This window comes from Salinibaculum rarum, from assembly GCF_030505615.1.
GTDB lineage: Archaea > Halobacteriota > Halobacteria > Halobacteriales > Haloarculaceae > Salinibaculum > Salinibaculum rarum.
This window is the reverse complement of the sequence record NZ_CP129994.1, coordinates 218,556-234,048: the sequence shown is the minus strand read 5'-3', so window position 1 is coordinate 234,048 and position 15,493 is coordinate 218,556. Positions and strand designations below refer to the sequence as shown.

Sequence of the window (15,493 nt, the reverse complement as noted above, 5' to 3'; positions counted from 1 at the left end):
AACTGTTTCCTGTGGAAATTTAACGATAAGTAGAGTCATCCCGGAAGAACAACCCGGTGACACTACCAACCGATAACATCACAAACATCATGATGGATAGGATAACTATTCGTTTTCCAGAAGAACAAGTAGAAGCAGTTGAGCAGCTCGTCGAAGATGGTGTGTTCGCAAATCGGAGCCAGGCAATCCGTGCGGCACTCGAGCACATGACTAATATCCCAGCAGATGCCGACCAGCGACCCACAGCTGTACAACAGAAAACAACATCTGCGGAAACTACTGTTGGAACAAACACTGGGAAAACTAAGGAAACAGCATCTGACAAAAATCGCTCAGAAATCTATCAGAAACTCAAAGAAGCGGAACCACAAACAGTCCCTTCAAACGATTAGCACTGCCCATCACAAAACCACGAAACACAAACCCAGACTTGACACACATATTCTCCCACTATGCAAAATATCGTCAATACAGCAATTGAGAATCATCAAAAAGAAGAAACTCTCAGAGAAGAAAACGACAGTAACAACGCAGATGACTTTGGCGACCCAAACATCGTAATCGTCGGTGCTGGTGGTGCCGGGAACAACACCGTAAACCGACTCTACAACATGGGCATTGGCGATGCCGAAACTATCGCACTCAACACTGACAAACAACACCTCCAGATGATCAAAGCCGACACAAAAATTCTCGTCGGCAAGTCCCTTACCAACGGGCTCGGAGCAGGCGGCGACCCTGAAATGGGCGAACGCGCAACCAAAAACGCGCAAGACACGATCAAAGAGGTCCTCGGCGACCCTGACCTTGTCTTTGTCACTGCCGGAATGGGAGGTGGGACTGGTACTGGCGCTTCACCTGTTATCGCTGAAATCGCTAGTGACATGGGTGCGATTGTTGTCGGGATGGTCAGCACACCATTCGACGTCGAACGCGCACGGCGAAAAAACGCTGAAGAAGGCCTTCACAACCTTCGCCAGCACGCCGACTCCGTCATCGTCCTCGACAACAACCACCTCCTTGATTATGTTCCGAACCTACCGATCAGCAAGGCGTTCTCCGTGATGGACCAGATTATCTCAGAGACAGTCAAAGGCATCTCCGAGACCATCACTCAACCGTCGCTGATCAACCTCGATTACGCGGATATGGCAAACACGATGAATAATAGCGGTGTCGCGGTGATGCTTCTCGGGGAAACCAAAGACAAAAACAAAGTCCAAGAAGTCGTTCAAGATGCAACTCAGCACCCGCTGTTGGACGTGAACTACCAGAATGCAACAGGCGGCCTCATTCACATCACTGGCGGCCCAAACCTTTCACTGAAAGAAGCTGAAGGCATCGCCGACAATCTCACAACCCAACTTGACTCTCATGCAGATGTTATCTGGGGAGCTCGGATCAACGAAGAATACAGAGACAAAGTGCGCGTCATGGCCATTATGACCGGAGTGAAGAGTCCGCAGATTCTCGGTGAAGATAGTCACGGACTCGGTGCAACGGGAAGTCACAACACTGAGAGCCAAGAAGTCGATACCGTTAGTCAACCCGAAGTCAACGGGCAATCATACGGTGAATCACAAACCTGGCACGATGGCGGCAAACCAGACAACGCAGCAGAACCAACAACTAGGGCAACGGAAGAGAAACCCACTGGACAGTCATCAAGCGTGGAAGTCAGCGACGACTTGAAGTCTCCACCATCTCGAAAACAAGGCTTGCTCTCACAGTTCGTGTCTCTGGTAAACTAACTCCTCGAAGTCCAAGACCAAATCACTGCCCTCAACCATATTCTTTTGCTAGTCAACCCACTTGCGCGTCTGTCTTTCCGAACTCAACGGAAAGAAGCGCAGCCAACACCGCGAATCCAGTCATTTTGCCGGTGTTGATACCGACTGAAACCTAATCTGTCCAGCAGGCGGCGCCGCGCTCCAAGTAGAGGCGTGTGAGGAGCGCGGCAGCACGCCATCACCCAGGCGTACAAGAACGTCGCTAACTATGACACCTGCAACTGACACTCAACGCGAACACGACCTAACTACGGTGCCAGGCATTGGTTCAAAAACTGCTGAGAACCTCCGCGATCGCTTCGGAAACGATGAGAATGCCGTGAATGCAGCGTACAGCATCCCGGGATGGATTGCTGAAAACATCGATGGTATCGGTGAGAAAAACCTGACTGCACTCCGTGAGTACGCTACTGAGACGATTCCAGCCCTCCAAGATGACAATGACGACGGCTTCAGACAGACAGGACCCGCGACCACCGACAAGAAAGCACGATCTCTCGACAGAACAAAACACGAATTCTACGAGAAATACTACTACCCTGTCGGGTTCACCACAGAGAACCTTTGTCTCTGGTATTCTGGATACTATCAAGGTGGAAGTTACGGCCGGGCTATCTCTCGACAGGTCTGGTCAAAAGACAAAGTGAACAGTATCGTCTGGGGGTATTGGCACGAAGTTGACAACGAGTGGAAGCCACTGAAGAGTCACACTTACCAAATCGATTCAGCAATCTGCCCACCAGTCAAACATCCGCGCGGTGCAGAATACCTCGCGGATATCATCGAGGCGTTCAACTGGACACATCTCAGTGAAAGCGGACTGATCTACTACCAACGAAGTCGAAACTACCGGGTTGATGATTACCCATCGTCTTTGTCAGGGGAAACTGTCATCGGAAATAGCCTGTACGATCTACGGGAGTACAACATAGATGCGACGTTAGTCGGTGTAACGCTAGACCGAATTGCAATCTACTGGAAAAACTCCTACAGTGGTGGGAAAGTGATCCCCATCGTAAAGCTTCCTGATGGGCGCTTCTACAAACTCCGGATGAACACAACGGCAAAATTCCAGACTGCCGACTCTAACCTACTCTCAGGGTACAACTCTGTAGAAGCGCTCGTTACTGACCTGGCGAACACGGAACGAAGTGGAATGAAGGGGAGTCGGAAAGGGCGTGAAGACGGCGGACTATGGAAATACACACGCAACAGCGGTGTGCAGGTCGCATCGAAGTACGAGTCTAACCTGTAACGATGGCACAACCAAAACTATCATACTGGACGGTGCAACCAGATCGGTTCACCTTCGGCGCAACGAAACTCCGGAACTGGGTTGAATCTCGTCTCGAAGGCGAGGTCCTCAACGCGTGTTGCGGCCCCACTGAGCTAGACTACGATTCGGTACATCGGAATGACCTGAACGAGGAACTCACGCTCACAATTGATGGGGAACAGAAAACATTCGAGATTGACGCGGACACCTACCACGATGTCCGTGAACTCAACGAAAAACTCGAAACCCAGTTCGATGTTATCGTGTACGACCCGCCATTCACGGCGAATCAGGCAGAGTCATCCTACGGGTGTAACGTGGACGCTGGGTACGACCGTGATGTGACTGAAGTCCTGGATGCACTACTAAAGCCGGGTGGGAAAGTCCTCCAGTTCGGGTATACAACAACAATGTTCGCTGAGCATGACGGATTCTGCACCACTGAGGTCGCATTGTTCAATACGCTCGGACGAATGGACGACTGGTTCGCCACCGTCATTGAGAAGCAACCACCGACGTCTCCGAATACTGATGCAGCGCCAGCAACCCGTGACGTGGTGCCGAATGCAGATGCGTGTGGTGATATCGGCGGTGCAACGACGTCGGGCAACGATGGTGACCCAATCACGGTAGAGTATCACCGCTTGTCGAGAGACACGAACCTGGAACACACGATCGGTGAACATGTGACCAAGATCACGGCGCCACCAACGTTGCATATCGCTGGGCGGGGTCTTGATGTCAAACTTCCATCGACGAACGAAAGTCTCGCACTCACGTCCGACGTGGATGCTAACCATCATTTCGATGAGCGTGCCGTCGCGTCGTCGTTCAGTGAGACGAGTTTCGACACGGTGGTGTTCTCCCCGCAGCGCGAAGTCTTCCAACACCAGCTTGAGTACAAGGGCGCGATGAGAGGTCGTGACGCTGTCATCAAAGAGGAATTCGAACCGTTGGTCGCGCCAGCTGGGAAAGTCATCCAAGTCGCACAGACAGCGACGTGTATGCCAGGTCGGTTCAACTACACGCGTGACCATATCGCTATCTTCGCGCACCCAACGGCGCCGCACGATATCCTCGTCACGGTCGATGAAGCACCATCAGCCCTCTCACCGAACGGGCTGTTAGACCCTGATGCAAGCGGCGTCCGTGAGAGTGCCGCTGACTCCCGGTACAAGTGTCTGCACTGCGGGCAGGGTAACGGTTTCCCAAAAGCGTACGACGTGGACTGTCTCGAATGCGGTGCACATCCGGGGAATTACTGTCTCACACCCGATGGGAAAATTCGACGGGAGCCGCACGCAGAGCGGCGTGAAGCCGCGGCGGGCCCGCACGAGGCAGGTGAGTGCGTCCCGGCCACGGCAACCGCTGTTCGCCCGCACGTGAGCCCAACAGATGGGCACAGCGCGCAGACCGGTCTCGAGGCATTCACAGCCACCTCATCCGACTAGTTAGCTAATTTCGGGCACTAAGCCCCCTTCCTCAAGGAGCCGCCAACGGCGGCGAGTAGGCAGGGGGAGTTCACATCCGTTCTGTGGGAGTGCCAGCACGCTCGTTGCGGCTGCCGAGCACAGGTATTCGTACATTGGGATCGAAATCAGTGAAGACTACGCTGACACGGCGCGTGACCGCCTTGCAGATGCCCCTTGACCCCGACTCTGACCGGACGCTCGGCGGACAGATGGCACTCTCCTCGTTCGATACCTAACAGCCAGACTGCGCCCCGTGCGTGAGGTGGCGCGCGTAGCAACAGAGATGCAGCGCGCCACCCACCGGTGAGTCCCCAGGCACACAACAAGAGGACTTACCGTGATATTTCATTGATTCAACCATGCACTACCCTGACGAGATAATTTCGGATGCGACGTATTGGGATGCGAAAGTCATACTCGCAGAAAAACGCGACGAATTGCTAGCCGACGATGATGACCCTGAGGATGTCACGACAGTTGATGCGCTCATGGAACTGCTGGGGCTAACCGGCGGTTCCGTGTTCCTCTGGGGTGACACCCCATTCGAGGTCGTTGATGACGCGAATTTCTCCCACACCATCCAAATAGAAGACCTGAACGCGTCGAAAGCGCGTGACCCCTACGTACAGCAGGATCTTGAAGACCCGGAAATGCTGGTGCGTGACTGGCTTCAGGGGAACGTGAAGCCGGCGAAGCAAACTGTCGTCGCCATTGACCAGACCAATGACAATACAACCAATGTTCCGACGCCAGATGAAAACACCCTTCCAGATGACCCGGACAAGGAGTTCGCGCTGACATCGTGATGCTGGTAGCACCACCGCGTTTCGAATCGATTACCAAGTGTTTACCGTGCCGAATATCGTACAACGAGTAAGGATGCCCCGTGGCCCGAACACACCGACGTCGCCGGATGATTTCCCTGACGACGCTTTCCATGACGTGTATGGGAATCCGACGGCGTCACATCCAAATGCAGAACTGTTAATGCGGAGTGAATTCGCTGACGCCGCTGCGATGTTCGCACAGTTGGCACAGCAGGAATTCATCGAACCCGGAAGTGATGGTGACCCAGTTGCAAACGAAGAGGAGAGTTTCAGTGTTGCACGAACCAACCTTCCGATTATCCGCGAAACCGACCTCGAACCGGGCGTGTTACTGTACCCGCCACGAACCGCTGACCCGCGACATATCTACGAAGTCACCAACAGTGGCGGAGAAGCTGACACGGAAACCCCGGCCATATCAAAAGTCGCACTAAAGCGCTACACTACCGACCGTGCGCTATCAGAGGTATCAGCAGACACTCTCTCGGTGTCAACCGAGACTGAGGAACGGTCTTTCGAAGATGTGCAGGATTCGTTGACCTTCCTCCAGCAAGCCCTCATGCTGTATAACAGCGATACAGACACCGAATAACCCAGGTCAAAAATACGCAGCGTTCCTTCAGAGATAAATACATCATGCCAACACGTCTTGATTCGCCGCACGACCGTATTGAATCGCTTATCAACACTGTCGAAACCGTTTCAGAAACGGAGCTCAGCGACAACCCGGGGGCACAAGAGTTGCTTGATGCCACCTACGGGGCGATCAACATCGACGAGTTGGTCGCGGAACTGAGTACAACTGAGCAGGTCTACTGGATTACTATTCTCTTTGAAGAATACGGCGTCGATACTGCCTACATTGTTGAAGATGTGCGATTCCCAACGACATGGCGAAGCGCTGTTGAATCGATGTTCCGTGATGCACTTGTGGACACCGTTGCTGGTGTTGCTGAAACTCGACTCTCTGATAACGCCCGTGATATCTCTAGCACCACAATTGAACAACAGTCCTACGGCGCAACGCTTTCCGAGGTTGATGTTGATGCAGTGGCGACAGCGAAGCAGTTAGCCTTCGAAGCAGCTGGACGAGTGGAACTCGGGGAGGCCAATGAGGGTTGGGAAGCACGATACAACACATTGGATGCGCACCGTGATGACATCTGGGACGAACTCTCTATCGTGGAAATCGCGCACCTCATTGAGGTGACTGGAGAGACGTTCAACATTACAGACATTCAAGAGACAGACCAATTCCCCGGGTGCGCTGATTCATGGGAGAACGTCATCACGAGCGGGATTCTATGGCACCACCTCGATGCAGTGATGCAGACGCTCATGGACGACTACGACGTTGCGATGCAGCACGTCGGAGAAAACACTGCGGGGGACTCAACTACGTAACTGGTGTTGAACAATGTCTGAAGAAGCATACGTGGTTGTCGCACCGAATAAAGACCAAACACCGCTCGGCATTGCTATCCTTGGTGTCTTCGAAGATGAACCAACTGACGAGGTGCTTGCCGAAGGATTCAACGAGTTTGACCCGGACGAACTAGCAGTCACACCGGCAGCATTTTTCGAGAGTGACGCGGAAACGTGTTTCCGCTGTCAACGAGACGCAACAACCACGACGATAGACGGAAAGCCCGTGTGTGATTCATGCATCGGTAATCTCAACGAAGACGGCGCACAAGGCCGGGATGACCGGCTGCACGGGTTATCTGAATTTGAAGAAGACACCGAATAACCGTATACGGCCCGGCCCGCGCAGGGAGCAAGCGCCGTGAAACGGGCCGGGCCCGTCAGCCAGTCCCAGGTTCCAACTATGGTTCACGAGACAATTCGACACAACTTCCAGCTAAATCAGAGTACTGCAACGCCAATCTGTAACGCAATTCAACACGCTATCGAGACTGGCAAGAATGTGCCATCATATCTCGGTGTGCACCTCATGGACGCCAGTGACGTTCCAGCGTGGTTTCAGAATCGCGCTGCGGCTGCGCGTGACCGCGATGATGAGCTCTCAGTCCACCTCACACTCGATCCACATAATGAGTCCACGCCAGACGGTCTCGCCGCATTAGCTGAAACACTAGACGCGGCCTACGAGGAATGGCATACACAGACGACAATCCTCGAAAATTTCTCTAGTGACGAACTAACATATCGAGGGACTGTAACACTGGACGCTGACGGCCACCCAATTACCGTTGAGATTTCGGCGTGTTTCGAAATGTGGGGACTACCCGAATCGTCGGTGCCGACATTCGAAGAGGCGGTCACAACCACCGTCTCGCAGGCACTCCCCAGTAATACATCTCAATCCAAAACACCGCAGCGCCCACAGGGTGAAGCATGATCCCGAAGACAAGTGTTGAGCCAGTTTCCACAACGAATACTCAACAAGTGCGAGACGTGCTGACTGCCAGTACCGACACATCGTTCATCCTGACGTTCCTCGGTGAGGATCCACCGCATGACGCGCTGGATATCGGTAACGTCGCGGGACTGCTCGATGTCGAAGAAGAGCAGATTGTCGGGCTGAATGTCACAGCTGAAGAACGCGATGGTAGGTATGAGTTCCCGAAGTTCACGCTCTCACTCACCGGGGCTGAGACTGTGACTCCTGCTGATGATGAAGCTATCTCGATTTCCGTAGGATCACTTCGGGATCTGCTTCTGCGTGATGAAATTCAGTTGCTCCGCGATCCGACTACCTGGGAGAACGATGCTGGAGGTCCTGCTTTCCTTGAGAGCTCGCATCCTGGGCAAGTCACGGTTGAAGAAGCAGTGTCAGCATTTTTCGAGCGGCATGGTGGAAGTTCCAATATCGTTGATTGGTTAACTATTGATGGGGGGCGACTCATTCGGTCGGTGAAGACGATTGAAGGGGTATTCGATATCAACGAATACGATGTGACGTCGTTGGTTGGGTCTGATCCAACGTTGTTGCATACGAAGACAACAACATACGACGGGACACCATACGTGAAGACGTTAACTGGATATCCAGGACCGGTGTACGTTGATCCGGTTGATGCCTTCGTGCGAAAATTAGAGACTGGACAATATATTCCGGCAAAACAACCAACAGATACTGGCGGCCAAGTAGAGAACTTTTCACTCGCAGAAAAAGCAGTCACACTTTGACAGTGAACGCAGTATAGCACGGGCGGCGCGGGGGTGGCACTGAAGCGCCGCCGGGGCAGTACGGATCTACCGAGAATCGCGCCGGTGGTAACAAAGAATGAGTAGTAATTGAGTGATTTCAATGTCTTCAAACACACAATCTCACATAACTTCGAATCGTGAAGCAAATGTATCAATGGCTGACCTCACGACTGCTGCTGATAAAGACCAACACACAGATGATCTCACGTTCCGTGATTTCAGTCAACTAGCAGATGATGCGGATAGCTCGACGAAATCTGCGGCAGGTACCAGAGATTCGTCTGAAGATTCACCGGCTGAAGGAGAATCTTACGACGTGAATGCACTAGGGAAATGGTTTGCTGCATATCTTCCTGCTAAACACCGCAAAGAAATCCGCAACAATGTACAGACCGCAATAGGCCCAGAAATCTCAATCGAACATCCAGTGACACGTGAAACTGTGTTATCAACACTGTGTAGTGTGACGCTAGAAGTCCAAGCACAAACCGAATCTGTTGATGCATCAAAAGCCCCGATTTCTGAGAATGTACTGCAAGCATCAATGCGATCACTCTCCGTCGACGGGACAACTAGTATCAAGTACACATCCCGGAGCGAAATAGAGACAGTGATCTCCGAGTTCTTCTTGGATATCGCAGATCGACTCCGTGGTCGCACCGAATTGGCTGATGCACTTCTCTCTCACGCATAATTCTCTATCAGAATATTCGATGAAAACGCTGACCTAGATACGGCCAGACAAGGAATGTTACTCGAGGTGTGCGACGGTTTTCTTGCTGACATTGGCTTCGGTGACAGTATCACCGAGCCACTCAGGGCCATCTTCAGGGGCATCTTCAGTCCAAGCCCACGCATCGTAGATGTGGATCTTGTCAGTGCCCTTCTCACGAAGACGGATTTCGGTCTTGTCAGCTTGAGCTGTGGCTTTGTCAGGTGCAGCGTCAATGTTCTTCCGGGCAGCCTTGAGAGCAGCTTGTCGAGGTGTGTTCCCAGAGAACGTCCCTGTTTCTTCAGTGTCTTCACGATACGCAAAGTTTCGCTTACTGTCTTCTTGTGCCATGATGACTACCTCCACCCAAGTGTTACACCTTCGTTCTTAAAAACCTGACCCATAATCGCAACCTTGCATCGGGGTGACCACACAGAAACAATAAAAACACCACCCAACCCTCAGCACAGACATCGAAAAGCCTCACAACTAACCCGCAGCAACCAAAACACACAGACATGACCGACACCACCACTTCTGGAACGCTCATCACGCTCGAAGGTATCGACGGCAGCGGTAAGACAACCGCTTGGGAAACCCTCAAAGAAGAACTCCCCAACAAAATCGACGACACAGAGATCATCTTCACACGCGAACCCACACAGGACACCTTCTACGGAGACGCCGTCTATCAATCTCTCCATCAAGATGATGCCGACGCACTCGCAGAACTCTTTCTCTACATTGCCGATCATGCTGCACATCTCAACAACACAATCCTCCCAGCCCTCAACGATGGGAAAGTTGTGATTTCCGACCGATACATAGACTCTCGATGTGCATACCAAGCCGCAACTCTCAGTAACTACACTGGCCTCTCTGTAGATAATATCCTCACCTGGATCCAAAACCTCCACCAACCATGGTCACGAATCCCCGACCTCACAATTTACCTTTCAGTCCCCCCAGAAACAGCAGTAGAACGCAGCGCAAAAGCCAACAAATTCGAACGCCTAAATCATCTTGAAACCGTCGCTGCAAACTACGAAATCACCATGGAACAACAACGCAACCGATTCGCCTCCATCGATGCTACCCAGACCAAATCAACTGTCCAAAGCACCATCATAGAAACCACCACAGAATTCCTAACACGCCAACATTAACCAGTTCCACAAATCCCGAATTAACTTATTAAGAATGGAAGACCTCACGTACAGGTACAACAGTCAGTATCTGGTATGCCACCTGAACAAACTGCTTACGAAGTGCTCGATGTTGCAGAAACTGCTGACGCTGAAACAATCAAATCAGCATACCAGAACCGGGTAAAGGAAACCCATCCTGACGTGAGTGATATCCCTGACGCTAAACGCGAATTTCGACGTGTTCAAACTGCACGAAAAATTCTCTTAGACGCCTCTGAACGGGAGGTGTATGATCGTCTTGGACACATCGCATATGTTCATCAATTTCTTTCTCCAAATGAATGGCCTGGAGCTGAGTCACTCCCAAAACCAAGCACCAGCGGAACCTCACCTACAGCTAGCAACGAAAACACCGATGACGGCATAACACCACCACCTCGTGAACCGCAAGAAAATACAGACCCTAATCCTGGCGGGTTCAAATCATCACGATCGGCGTCAAACCATAAACAACGAACCAAGAGATCAATGGCATATCAGCACCCACAGACAGGTAATGATATTCCATGGTGGCGAACAACCAACGAGGAGTATCGAACAACAGACGATAATGATACTATCCCAGAACCACCATCGAACCAATCACAGAACGCAGAACCGCAGCGAGAAACAGTTGAAGATACAGCTGAGGAGACAGATTGGGATGATGAGACTACCCCGCCAGAAAGCGCAGTCCACAACAAGAACTCTTTTGAGACCGGCACGAAAGTGCAAACACCGGTCGGTGACATTGAGGTGAACCGGGGAACGGAATATATCGGTGGACTTCTTATAACGTATCTCGTGTTTTTCCTGAGTTCCATAATTCTGGCGTGGTTTCTTATGCAGGACATCCCTCCGCATTCGCCAGTCTTAGCCGCAGTAGCACCATTTATTCCTATCTTGGCCGCAATCTTCTCAGTGCTACATCTCGCAAACGAATTTGCATGAAATTCCGGAGTCTAGTACGTGGCGCGGCCCGACCAAAACAAAGGTGAGTCGGGCCGCACACAGGCAGTTCCCAAGCACTCAACACCCAAACAGAGACACTCATGAGTCAATCAAACGCACATACGACAACACAACTGAGTCTGGAGTCACTCCAAACTGACGACGAGTCAACTGACGAAGTCGTAGTTGAACATATTGAGGCAGCAGCTGATGAGGCACGCGCTCAACTTCCACCAAGCGTTCGTGAAAAAATCCCATCTGACATCCCAGCAGAACGAATCGGGCCAAAATCGCCTGGTGAAGGAATCACTCCAAATTCATTCCGTGATGGGATTGCTAATCCGGAAATCAATGAAGAATACGAACCAACCAACGCATTCGAACTCTCTGATAAGGTAACTAGCAGTATTGAGTCAATTTGCGCTGAGTTAGATGCAGTAGATCATGAACGCCGACAAGCAAACGCGTTAGAACAGGCACTAAACACCGACAATCCAACACCACCTGAATTCGAAGGAGTGCTACCGCGTGAATGGTTAGATATTTTCCGACGTCACGCTCAAAAACTCGAGAACCGAGAGCCCGTCATTATCGTGACGCCATACTGTTGGTTCATATATGGGATGGATGCTTCAAACGTCACTTACTATGAACTATACATACCGCGAGAAGCTTGGACTGAATACTCCTGTACTGACACTGGCATCACAGCATTCAGCTGGGATGCATTTACACGACTCATCACAGCAGTCAACGACAACGAAATCAAACTCAGCGTCTCATCCAACAATAGTACTACACTCGACGGGCATCCAAATCTCTGCGGTAAAATAACGATAAGCGAGCAAACGACTCCTGCCTCAGTGAGTTTCGGTGCAATCGAACCAACGCGACAGCGCGTTCCCGACTTCGGTGATGGACTCAACTTCGATGCAGAGATCAACGCCGAAAACGGGCAAACTATAGTAGAAGCACTTGAGACCGCAACAAACCAAACAGAACACATAACACTATACACCACCGAAGAAGGCATCAGCACTACTGAGGAAACAAGTGACGATACTAACGACCTTCTCATTGACACAGAGTCACCCCGCATCGACTATTCGTACTCATCTGACTCTAAAACAACAAATGAAGGTGTACTTCTCAGTGCCTCCCATCTGAATTCTTCTCTCTCAAAACTACTGAAATCACAACAGCAAACACCAATTACACTTCGTCTTCGTCACGACACGCCAATAGAGATAACGTTCAACTTCGATGCCGGAGCACACCTCCGATCCATGCTCGCCCCACGCCACCAGTGAATTGCCTCACAGTCAAACCCCGGGCATCCGCCTCAACCGCTGACAAATCACTTCATGATTTACTCATCAGCAACAACGGGTTGCAGCGGGAGGAGAAAGTGTATCTTTCATTCGTCGACGGTAATCATTTTCTTTGAAACGCGTTCACCGATAAGGCCGCACCCATCGCCAGTAATAGATAGTGAAGAGAGGGACAGCAAGAACCACCATGATAATCACTGCGAGGATGAAAACACTGCCAGACTGGAGTGCATACTGGAATACATCACTCAATAGGACAATCACGGCATGACTTCGAAGCCAGATGAGGATTGCACTGGCAAACAGGAAAATCGTAACGACATACGGTGCGTACGATCTGGTCACCGCCATTTCTTCATTTCTGAATTTACGAAGTATTGCCTTATAGAACTTACAGCATCTCGAAGCGAAAATCCACCTGAGTTTCCTCTCTTTGGAGTAACGAAGAAAGATATCATTCAGTTTCCCCCAGAAGAGAAGGACTCTCAGTTTTCTGGAAGAAATACCCAAAAAGAGGTCCTGTACATGCTTTCACGTACTACACTAAATCAATCACTTTTATATTCCCCCATGAGTAATTACAGGTGATGTCGGACGAACTGCCAGAATCAAAACGGTACGAACTTCAACAGATCGCGGACAAGTCGAAACTGACCTACGCACTGCTCGGTCTCTTCCTGCCACCGCTGGCGTACTACATGGTGGGCAAGACCGGAGCTGCCATCCTGAACATCCTGACTGCGAACTGGTTCCTCCTCGGGTTCTTCATCAGCCCGCTCCACATCGCCAAGATCGTGGGTGACGCCCAAAGCGAACTCGAAGCTCACGGCGTCAGCTACTAAACCACCCGCATCAGGATTTCTTTCACAGCAGAGTTAAACCCGCAGAGACATCTCTGGGGTCGTTCCTTAACGCTGTGAGCAGTCTCTACAGGCGGAGTAGGCCAAAGTTCCTCGGGGTTTGATCCGGAGCAGCTTACACTGACAGGAACACCAGCAAGTAAACTGTTCGTGAATCAATCAACGCCGATACGGGCACTGCCAGGTCAACAACGACCGCGATACTAGTCAACTACGACTGATTTCCAATTATTCATTACTATGGCTGAGTGAAATGTGCATAGTCAAATGCCGCGACATGACACTAACACAGACGCGAATGACATTGACAGGGACTGGCGTGAAATCGTCGCCTGGCACGACGAAGCAGAATTCATCGGAACCGTCGCGCAATTCCTCAACCTTGACAATCTCCGCCCGTCGTTCGAAGCATACCTAGAAGCACGCTGTGACGTATACCCTGTCATCGAGTACTACACCAAACACGGTGACTGGCGGGCGAGTGACCCGGACGCGATTCCTGACGATACATACCGGGAGTTGCGCGACCGGATGCCGAACGCAGCCCCGAACAATTGTTACTACAACGCGCAGACCGGGCTACTCCCCGAAGTAACATACTGTGAAGGGTACGCAGTCAACACTGAATTCCCAGCAGTTGTCCCACACGCCTGGGTCGAACACGGCGGGTCCGTGATGGACATCACCCCCACAGTCAATGCAGAGACAGCTGAGTACTTCGGCGTTGCATTCGACAACAGCACAGTCCGCGAGGCCATGGCTGCCCGTGAACAGGCCGACCCGATCGTCGAGTACGTCCTCAACGAATGAAAGCGAATACCGTCATCTTCAGTGAAGACAGCGGCGCTGCTGACGAGTGAAGTACCTTGGGGACAACCCCCAAGGCACGCGTGCTGGTCCCCCCTGTAGACTGGGCGTCAAGTTCCGGAGCAAGATTACAAAGCACTTTATGTCGTAGAAACGGGAAGTCTCGGGGCTTGACCCCGAGGCGGTTCACACTCAGGAATTCCTCTATGAGTGTTGATGCGAAAAGAAAGAGAGTCAGGACGTCCAATCCCGAATCCAATTCACAGGCCAGATTCACTCAGGTGGTTGGAACAGGACAACTGCTTCGCCAGTTATCACTTCAGCACCGCTTTCATCACACACTCGGGTCGAAAGCTGGTACATTCCGTCCCCGAGCTCTTGTTCGATTTCACAGCGCGCTGTGACACGTTCACCTGGCTTCACTGGCCCTACAAACTCCATCTCTTGCGAGACGTAGATTGAGACACCAGGAAATCGTGCCAGTGCTGCACTCATCACACCCGACACTAGTGTTCCATGCACAATCCGCCCGTCGAACTGGGTTTCTGCACCGAACTCATCATCTAAGTGCAGGCGATTTGTATCGCCACTACACTCTGCAAACGCTGTCACGTCACCTTCTGAGATTGTCTTCGAGAACTCAACCCACTCACCGACAGCTAAGTCTGAGAAATTCTCGATCGACCGCGTAGTGTCCCAGTCGGGCTGAGAATACGCGATACTGTCTTTCAATTTCCCTGCTGCGATACGCGCTTGCTCAGCGACATCATCAACAACGCCTGGCGTTGCAGCTCGACTTGCCTCTACAAATGCAGACATGAAATGTGCCGAACTGCGTGCTGCATGTTCTGTGCTTCGGCGGACATACGCAGCTGGTGACCACCTAGAACCGTCTGATACCTCTGAATCATCATCAACGCTCATACGCTTTCCTAATACCCAGTCACAGAAAAATCAAAGGGAAATCGACGAGTCATGTTGGCCCGCCCCATGTGACATCCCCGGGTGGGTACACGCGCCATACGGGTCGTGCACCCTACCCGGGGTTCAGAAACACACTCAGAGCAGTGCATCGTAAGACCACGTCTTTGTGGGGCGGGCCAGGC

The 15,493-nt window shown here is 51.6% G+C and carries 19 protein-coding genes and 1 pseudogene; 18 read left to right on the top strand and 2 right to left on the bottom strand.

The annotated features are described in order from the left end of the window. Positions 1–56 precede the first annotated feature (56 nt). The 13 genes and pseudogenes from QYL91_RS16575 (at position 57) to QYL91_RS16520 (ending at position 9,233) form a co-directional block, all read left to right on the top strand. On the top strand, positions 57–392 hold the full coding sequence (locus QYL91_RS16575; protein WP_302083964.1) for a ribbon-helix-helix domain-containing protein: 336 nt from the start codon (positions 57–59) through the stop codon (positions 390–392). A 60-nt stretch (positions 393–452) separates the two neighbouring features. After that, positions 453–1,751 carry a cell division protein FtsZ gene (ftsZ, locus tag QYL91_RS16570; RefSeq protein ID WP_302083962.1) on the top strand — a complete coding sequence of 433 codons (1,299 nt, stop codon included), beginning with the start codon at positions 453–455 and terminating at the stop codon, positions 1,749–1,751. A 247-nt stretch (positions 1,752–1,998) separates the two neighbouring features. Further along, complete coding sequence (locus tag QYL91_RS16565) at positions 1,999–3,045, top strand: hypothetical protein (RefSeq protein WP_302083960.1); 1,047 nt, start codon at positions 1,999–2,001, stop codon at positions 3,043–3,045. A gap of 2 nt (positions 3,046–3,047) precedes the next feature. After that, the gene (locus tag QYL91_RS16560; protein WP_302083959.1) at positions 3,048–4,517 is read left to right on the top strand and encodes a hypothetical protein; all 1,470 of its coding nucleotides are present in this window, start codon (positions 3,048–3,050) and stop codon (positions 4,515–4,517) included. Positions 4,518–4,524: 7 nt separating this feature from the next. Continuing rightward, positions 4,525–4,647, top strand: a pseudogene (locus QYL91_RS18240) (hypothetical protein); the annotation flags it as partial. 4 nt (positions 4,648–4,651) lie between these two features. Next, entirely contained in the window at positions 4,652–4,774 is a 123-nt protein-coding gene (locus QYL91_RS16555; RefSeq protein WP_302083957.1) for a hypothetical protein, read from the top strand. 123 nt (positions 4,775–4,897) lie between these two features. After that, complete coding sequence (locus tag QYL91_RS16550; RefSeq protein ID WP_302083955.1) at positions 4,898–5,344, top strand: hypothetical protein; 447 nt, start codon at positions 4,898–4,900, stop codon at positions 5,342–5,344. Between the two features lie 181 nt (positions 5,345–5,525). Then, positions 5,526–5,957 carry a hypothetical protein gene (locus QYL91_RS16545; RefSeq protein WP_302083953.1) on the top strand — a complete coding sequence of 144 codons (432 nt, stop codon included), beginning with the start codon at positions 5,526–5,528 and terminating at the stop codon, positions 5,955–5,957. Between the two features lie 44 nt (positions 5,958–6,001). Then, the gene (locus tag QYL91_RS16540) at positions 6,002–6,769 is read left to right on the top strand and encodes a hypothetical protein (RefSeq protein ID WP_302083950.1); all 768 of its coding nucleotides are present in this window, start codon (positions 6,002–6,004) and stop codon (positions 6,767–6,769) included. A gap of 13 nt (positions 6,770–6,782) precedes the next feature. Next, positions 6,783–7,115, top strand: a complete 333-nt coding sequence (locus tag QYL91_RS16535; protein WP_302083948.1) for a hypothetical protein — start codon at positions 6,783–6,785, stop codon at positions 7,113–7,115. A 78-nt stretch (positions 7,116–7,193) separates the two neighbouring features. Beyond that, the gene (locus QYL91_RS16530; RefSeq protein ID WP_302083946.1) at positions 7,194–7,727 is read left to right on the top strand and encodes a hypothetical protein; all 534 of its coding nucleotides are present in this window, start codon (positions 7,194–7,196) and stop codon (positions 7,725–7,727) included. Next, a complete protein-coding gene (locus QYL91_RS16525; protein WP_302083944.1) occupies positions 7,724–8,518 on the top strand; it encodes a hypothetical protein in 795 nt (264 codons plus the stop codon). The genes QYL91_RS16530 and QYL91_RS16525 overlap by 4 nt, the downstream gene beginning before the upstream one ends. 175 nt (positions 8,519–8,693) lie before the next feature. Continuing rightward, entirely contained in the window at positions 8,694–9,233 is a 540-nt protein-coding gene (locus tag QYL91_RS16520) for a hypothetical protein (RefSeq protein ID WP_302083942.1), read from the top strand. Between the two features lie 57 nt (positions 9,234–9,290). On the opposite strand, the gene QYL91_RS16515 is transcribed toward QYL91_RS16520, so the two are convergent. Continuing rightward, positions 9,291–9,602, bottom strand: coding sequence for a non-histone chromosomal MC1 family protein (locus QYL91_RS16515; protein WP_302083940.1), 312 nt, complete (start codon positions 9,600–9,602; stop codon positions 9,291–9,293). 167 nt (positions 9,603–9,769) lie between these two features. Here QYL91_RS16515 and tmk point away from each other — a divergent pair, with 167 nt between their 5' ends. The 5 genes from tmk (at position 9,770) to QYL91_RS16490 (ending at position 14,390) form a co-directional block, all read left to right on the top strand. Further along, a complete protein-coding gene (tmk, locus tag QYL91_RS16510; protein WP_302083938.1) occupies positions 9,770–10,417 on the top strand; it encodes a dTMP kinase in 648 nt (215 codons plus the stop codon). A gap of 75 nt (positions 10,418–10,492) precedes the next feature. After that, positions 10,493–11,389 (top strand): J domain-containing protein, encoded by an 897-nt coding sequence (locus tag QYL91_RS16505; protein ID WP_302083936.1) that lies wholly within the window; start codon positions 10,493–10,495, stop codon positions 11,387–11,389. A gap of 101 nt (positions 11,390–11,490) precedes the next feature. Beyond that, complete coding sequence (locus tag QYL91_RS16500; RefSeq protein WP_302083934.1) at positions 11,491–12,699, top strand: beta clamp domain-containing protein; 1,209 nt, start codon at positions 11,491–11,493, stop codon at positions 12,697–12,699. 608 nt (positions 12,700–13,307) lie between these two features. Further along, a complete protein-coding gene (locus QYL91_RS16495) occupies positions 13,308–13,562 on the top strand; it encodes a TM2 domain-containing protein (RefSeq protein WP_302083932.1) in 255 nt (84 codons plus the stop codon). Positions 13,563–13,847: 285 nt separating this feature from the next. Next, on the top strand, positions 13,848–14,390 hold the full coding sequence (locus tag QYL91_RS16490; RefSeq protein ID WP_302083930.1) for a hypothetical protein: 543 nt from the start codon (positions 13,848–13,850) through the stop codon (positions 14,388–14,390). Between the two features lie 270 nt (positions 14,391–14,660). Here the strand turns inward: QYL91_RS16490 and QYL91_RS16485 are convergent, their stop codons facing one another. Continuing rightward, positions 14,661–15,311 carry a MaoC family dehydratase gene (locus tag QYL91_RS16485; RefSeq protein WP_302083927.1) on the bottom strand — a complete coding sequence of 217 codons (651 nt, stop codon included), beginning with the start codon at positions 15,309–15,311 and terminating at the stop codon, positions 14,661–14,663. Positions 15,312–15,493 lie beyond the last annotated feature (182 nt).

Coding starts and splice junctions, on each gene's coding strand:
- QYL91_RS16550 (WP_302083955.1), top strand. CDS start 4,898: ATGCACTACCCTGACGAGATAATTTCGGATGCGACGTATTGGGATGCG.
- QYL91_RS16500 (WP_302083934.1), top strand. CDS start 11,491: ATGAGTCAATCAAACGCACATACGACAACACAACTGAGTCTGGAGTCA.
- QYL91_RS16490 (WP_302083930.1), top strand. CDS start 13,848: ATGCCGCGACATGACACTAACACAGACGCGAATGACATTGACAGGGAC.
- QYL91_RS16525 (WP_302083944.1), top strand. CDS start 7,724: ATGATCCCGAAGACAAGTGTTGAGCCAGTTTCCACAACGAATACTCAA.
- QYL91_RS16495 (WP_302083932.1), top strand. CDS start 13,308: ATGTCGGACGAACTGCCAGAATCAAAACGGTACGAACTTCAACAGATC.
- QYL91_RS16540 (WP_302083950.1), top strand. CDS start 6,002: ATGCCAACACGTCTTGATTCGCCGCACGACCGTATTGAATCGCTTATC.
- QYL91_RS16535 (WP_302083948.1), top strand. CDS start 6,783: ATGTCTGAAGAAGCATACGTGGTTGTCGCACCGAATAAAGACCAAACA.
- QYL91_RS16485 (WP_302083927.1), bottom strand. CDS start 15,311: ATGAGCGTTGATGATGATTCAGAGGTATCAGACGGTTCTAGGTGGTCA.
- tmk (WP_302083938.1), top strand. CDS start 9,770: ATGACCGACACCACCACTTCTGGAACGCTCATCACGCTCGAAGGTATC.
- QYL91_RS16545 (WP_302083953.1), top strand. CDS start 5,526: ATGCGGAGTGAATTCGCTGACGCCGCTGCGATGTTCGCACAGTTGGCA.
- ftsZ (WP_302083962.1), top strand. CDS start 453: ATGCAAAATATCGTCAATACAGCAATTGAGAATCATCAAAAAGAAGAA.
- QYL91_RS16520 (WP_302083942.1), top strand. CDS start 8,694: ATGGCTGACCTCACGACTGCTGCTGATAAAGACCAACACACAGATGAT.
- QYL91_RS16505 (WP_302083936.1), top strand. CDS start 10,493: ATGCCACCTGAACAAACTGCTTACGAAGTGCTCGATGTTGCAGAAACT.
- QYL91_RS16560 (WP_302083959.1), top strand. CDS start 3,048: ATGGCACAACCAAAACTATCATACTGGACGGTGCAACCAGATCGGTTC.
- QYL91_RS16515 (WP_302083940.1), bottom strand. CDS start 9,602: ATGGCACAAGAAGACAGTAAGCGAAACTTTGCGTATCGTGAAGACACT.
- QYL91_RS16530 (WP_302083946.1), top strand. CDS start 7,194: ATGGTTCACGAGACAATTCGACACAACTTCCAGCTAAATCAGAGTACT.
- QYL91_RS16565 (WP_302083960.1), top strand. CDS start 1,999: ATGACACCTGCAACTGACACTCAACGCGAACACGACCTAACTACGGTG.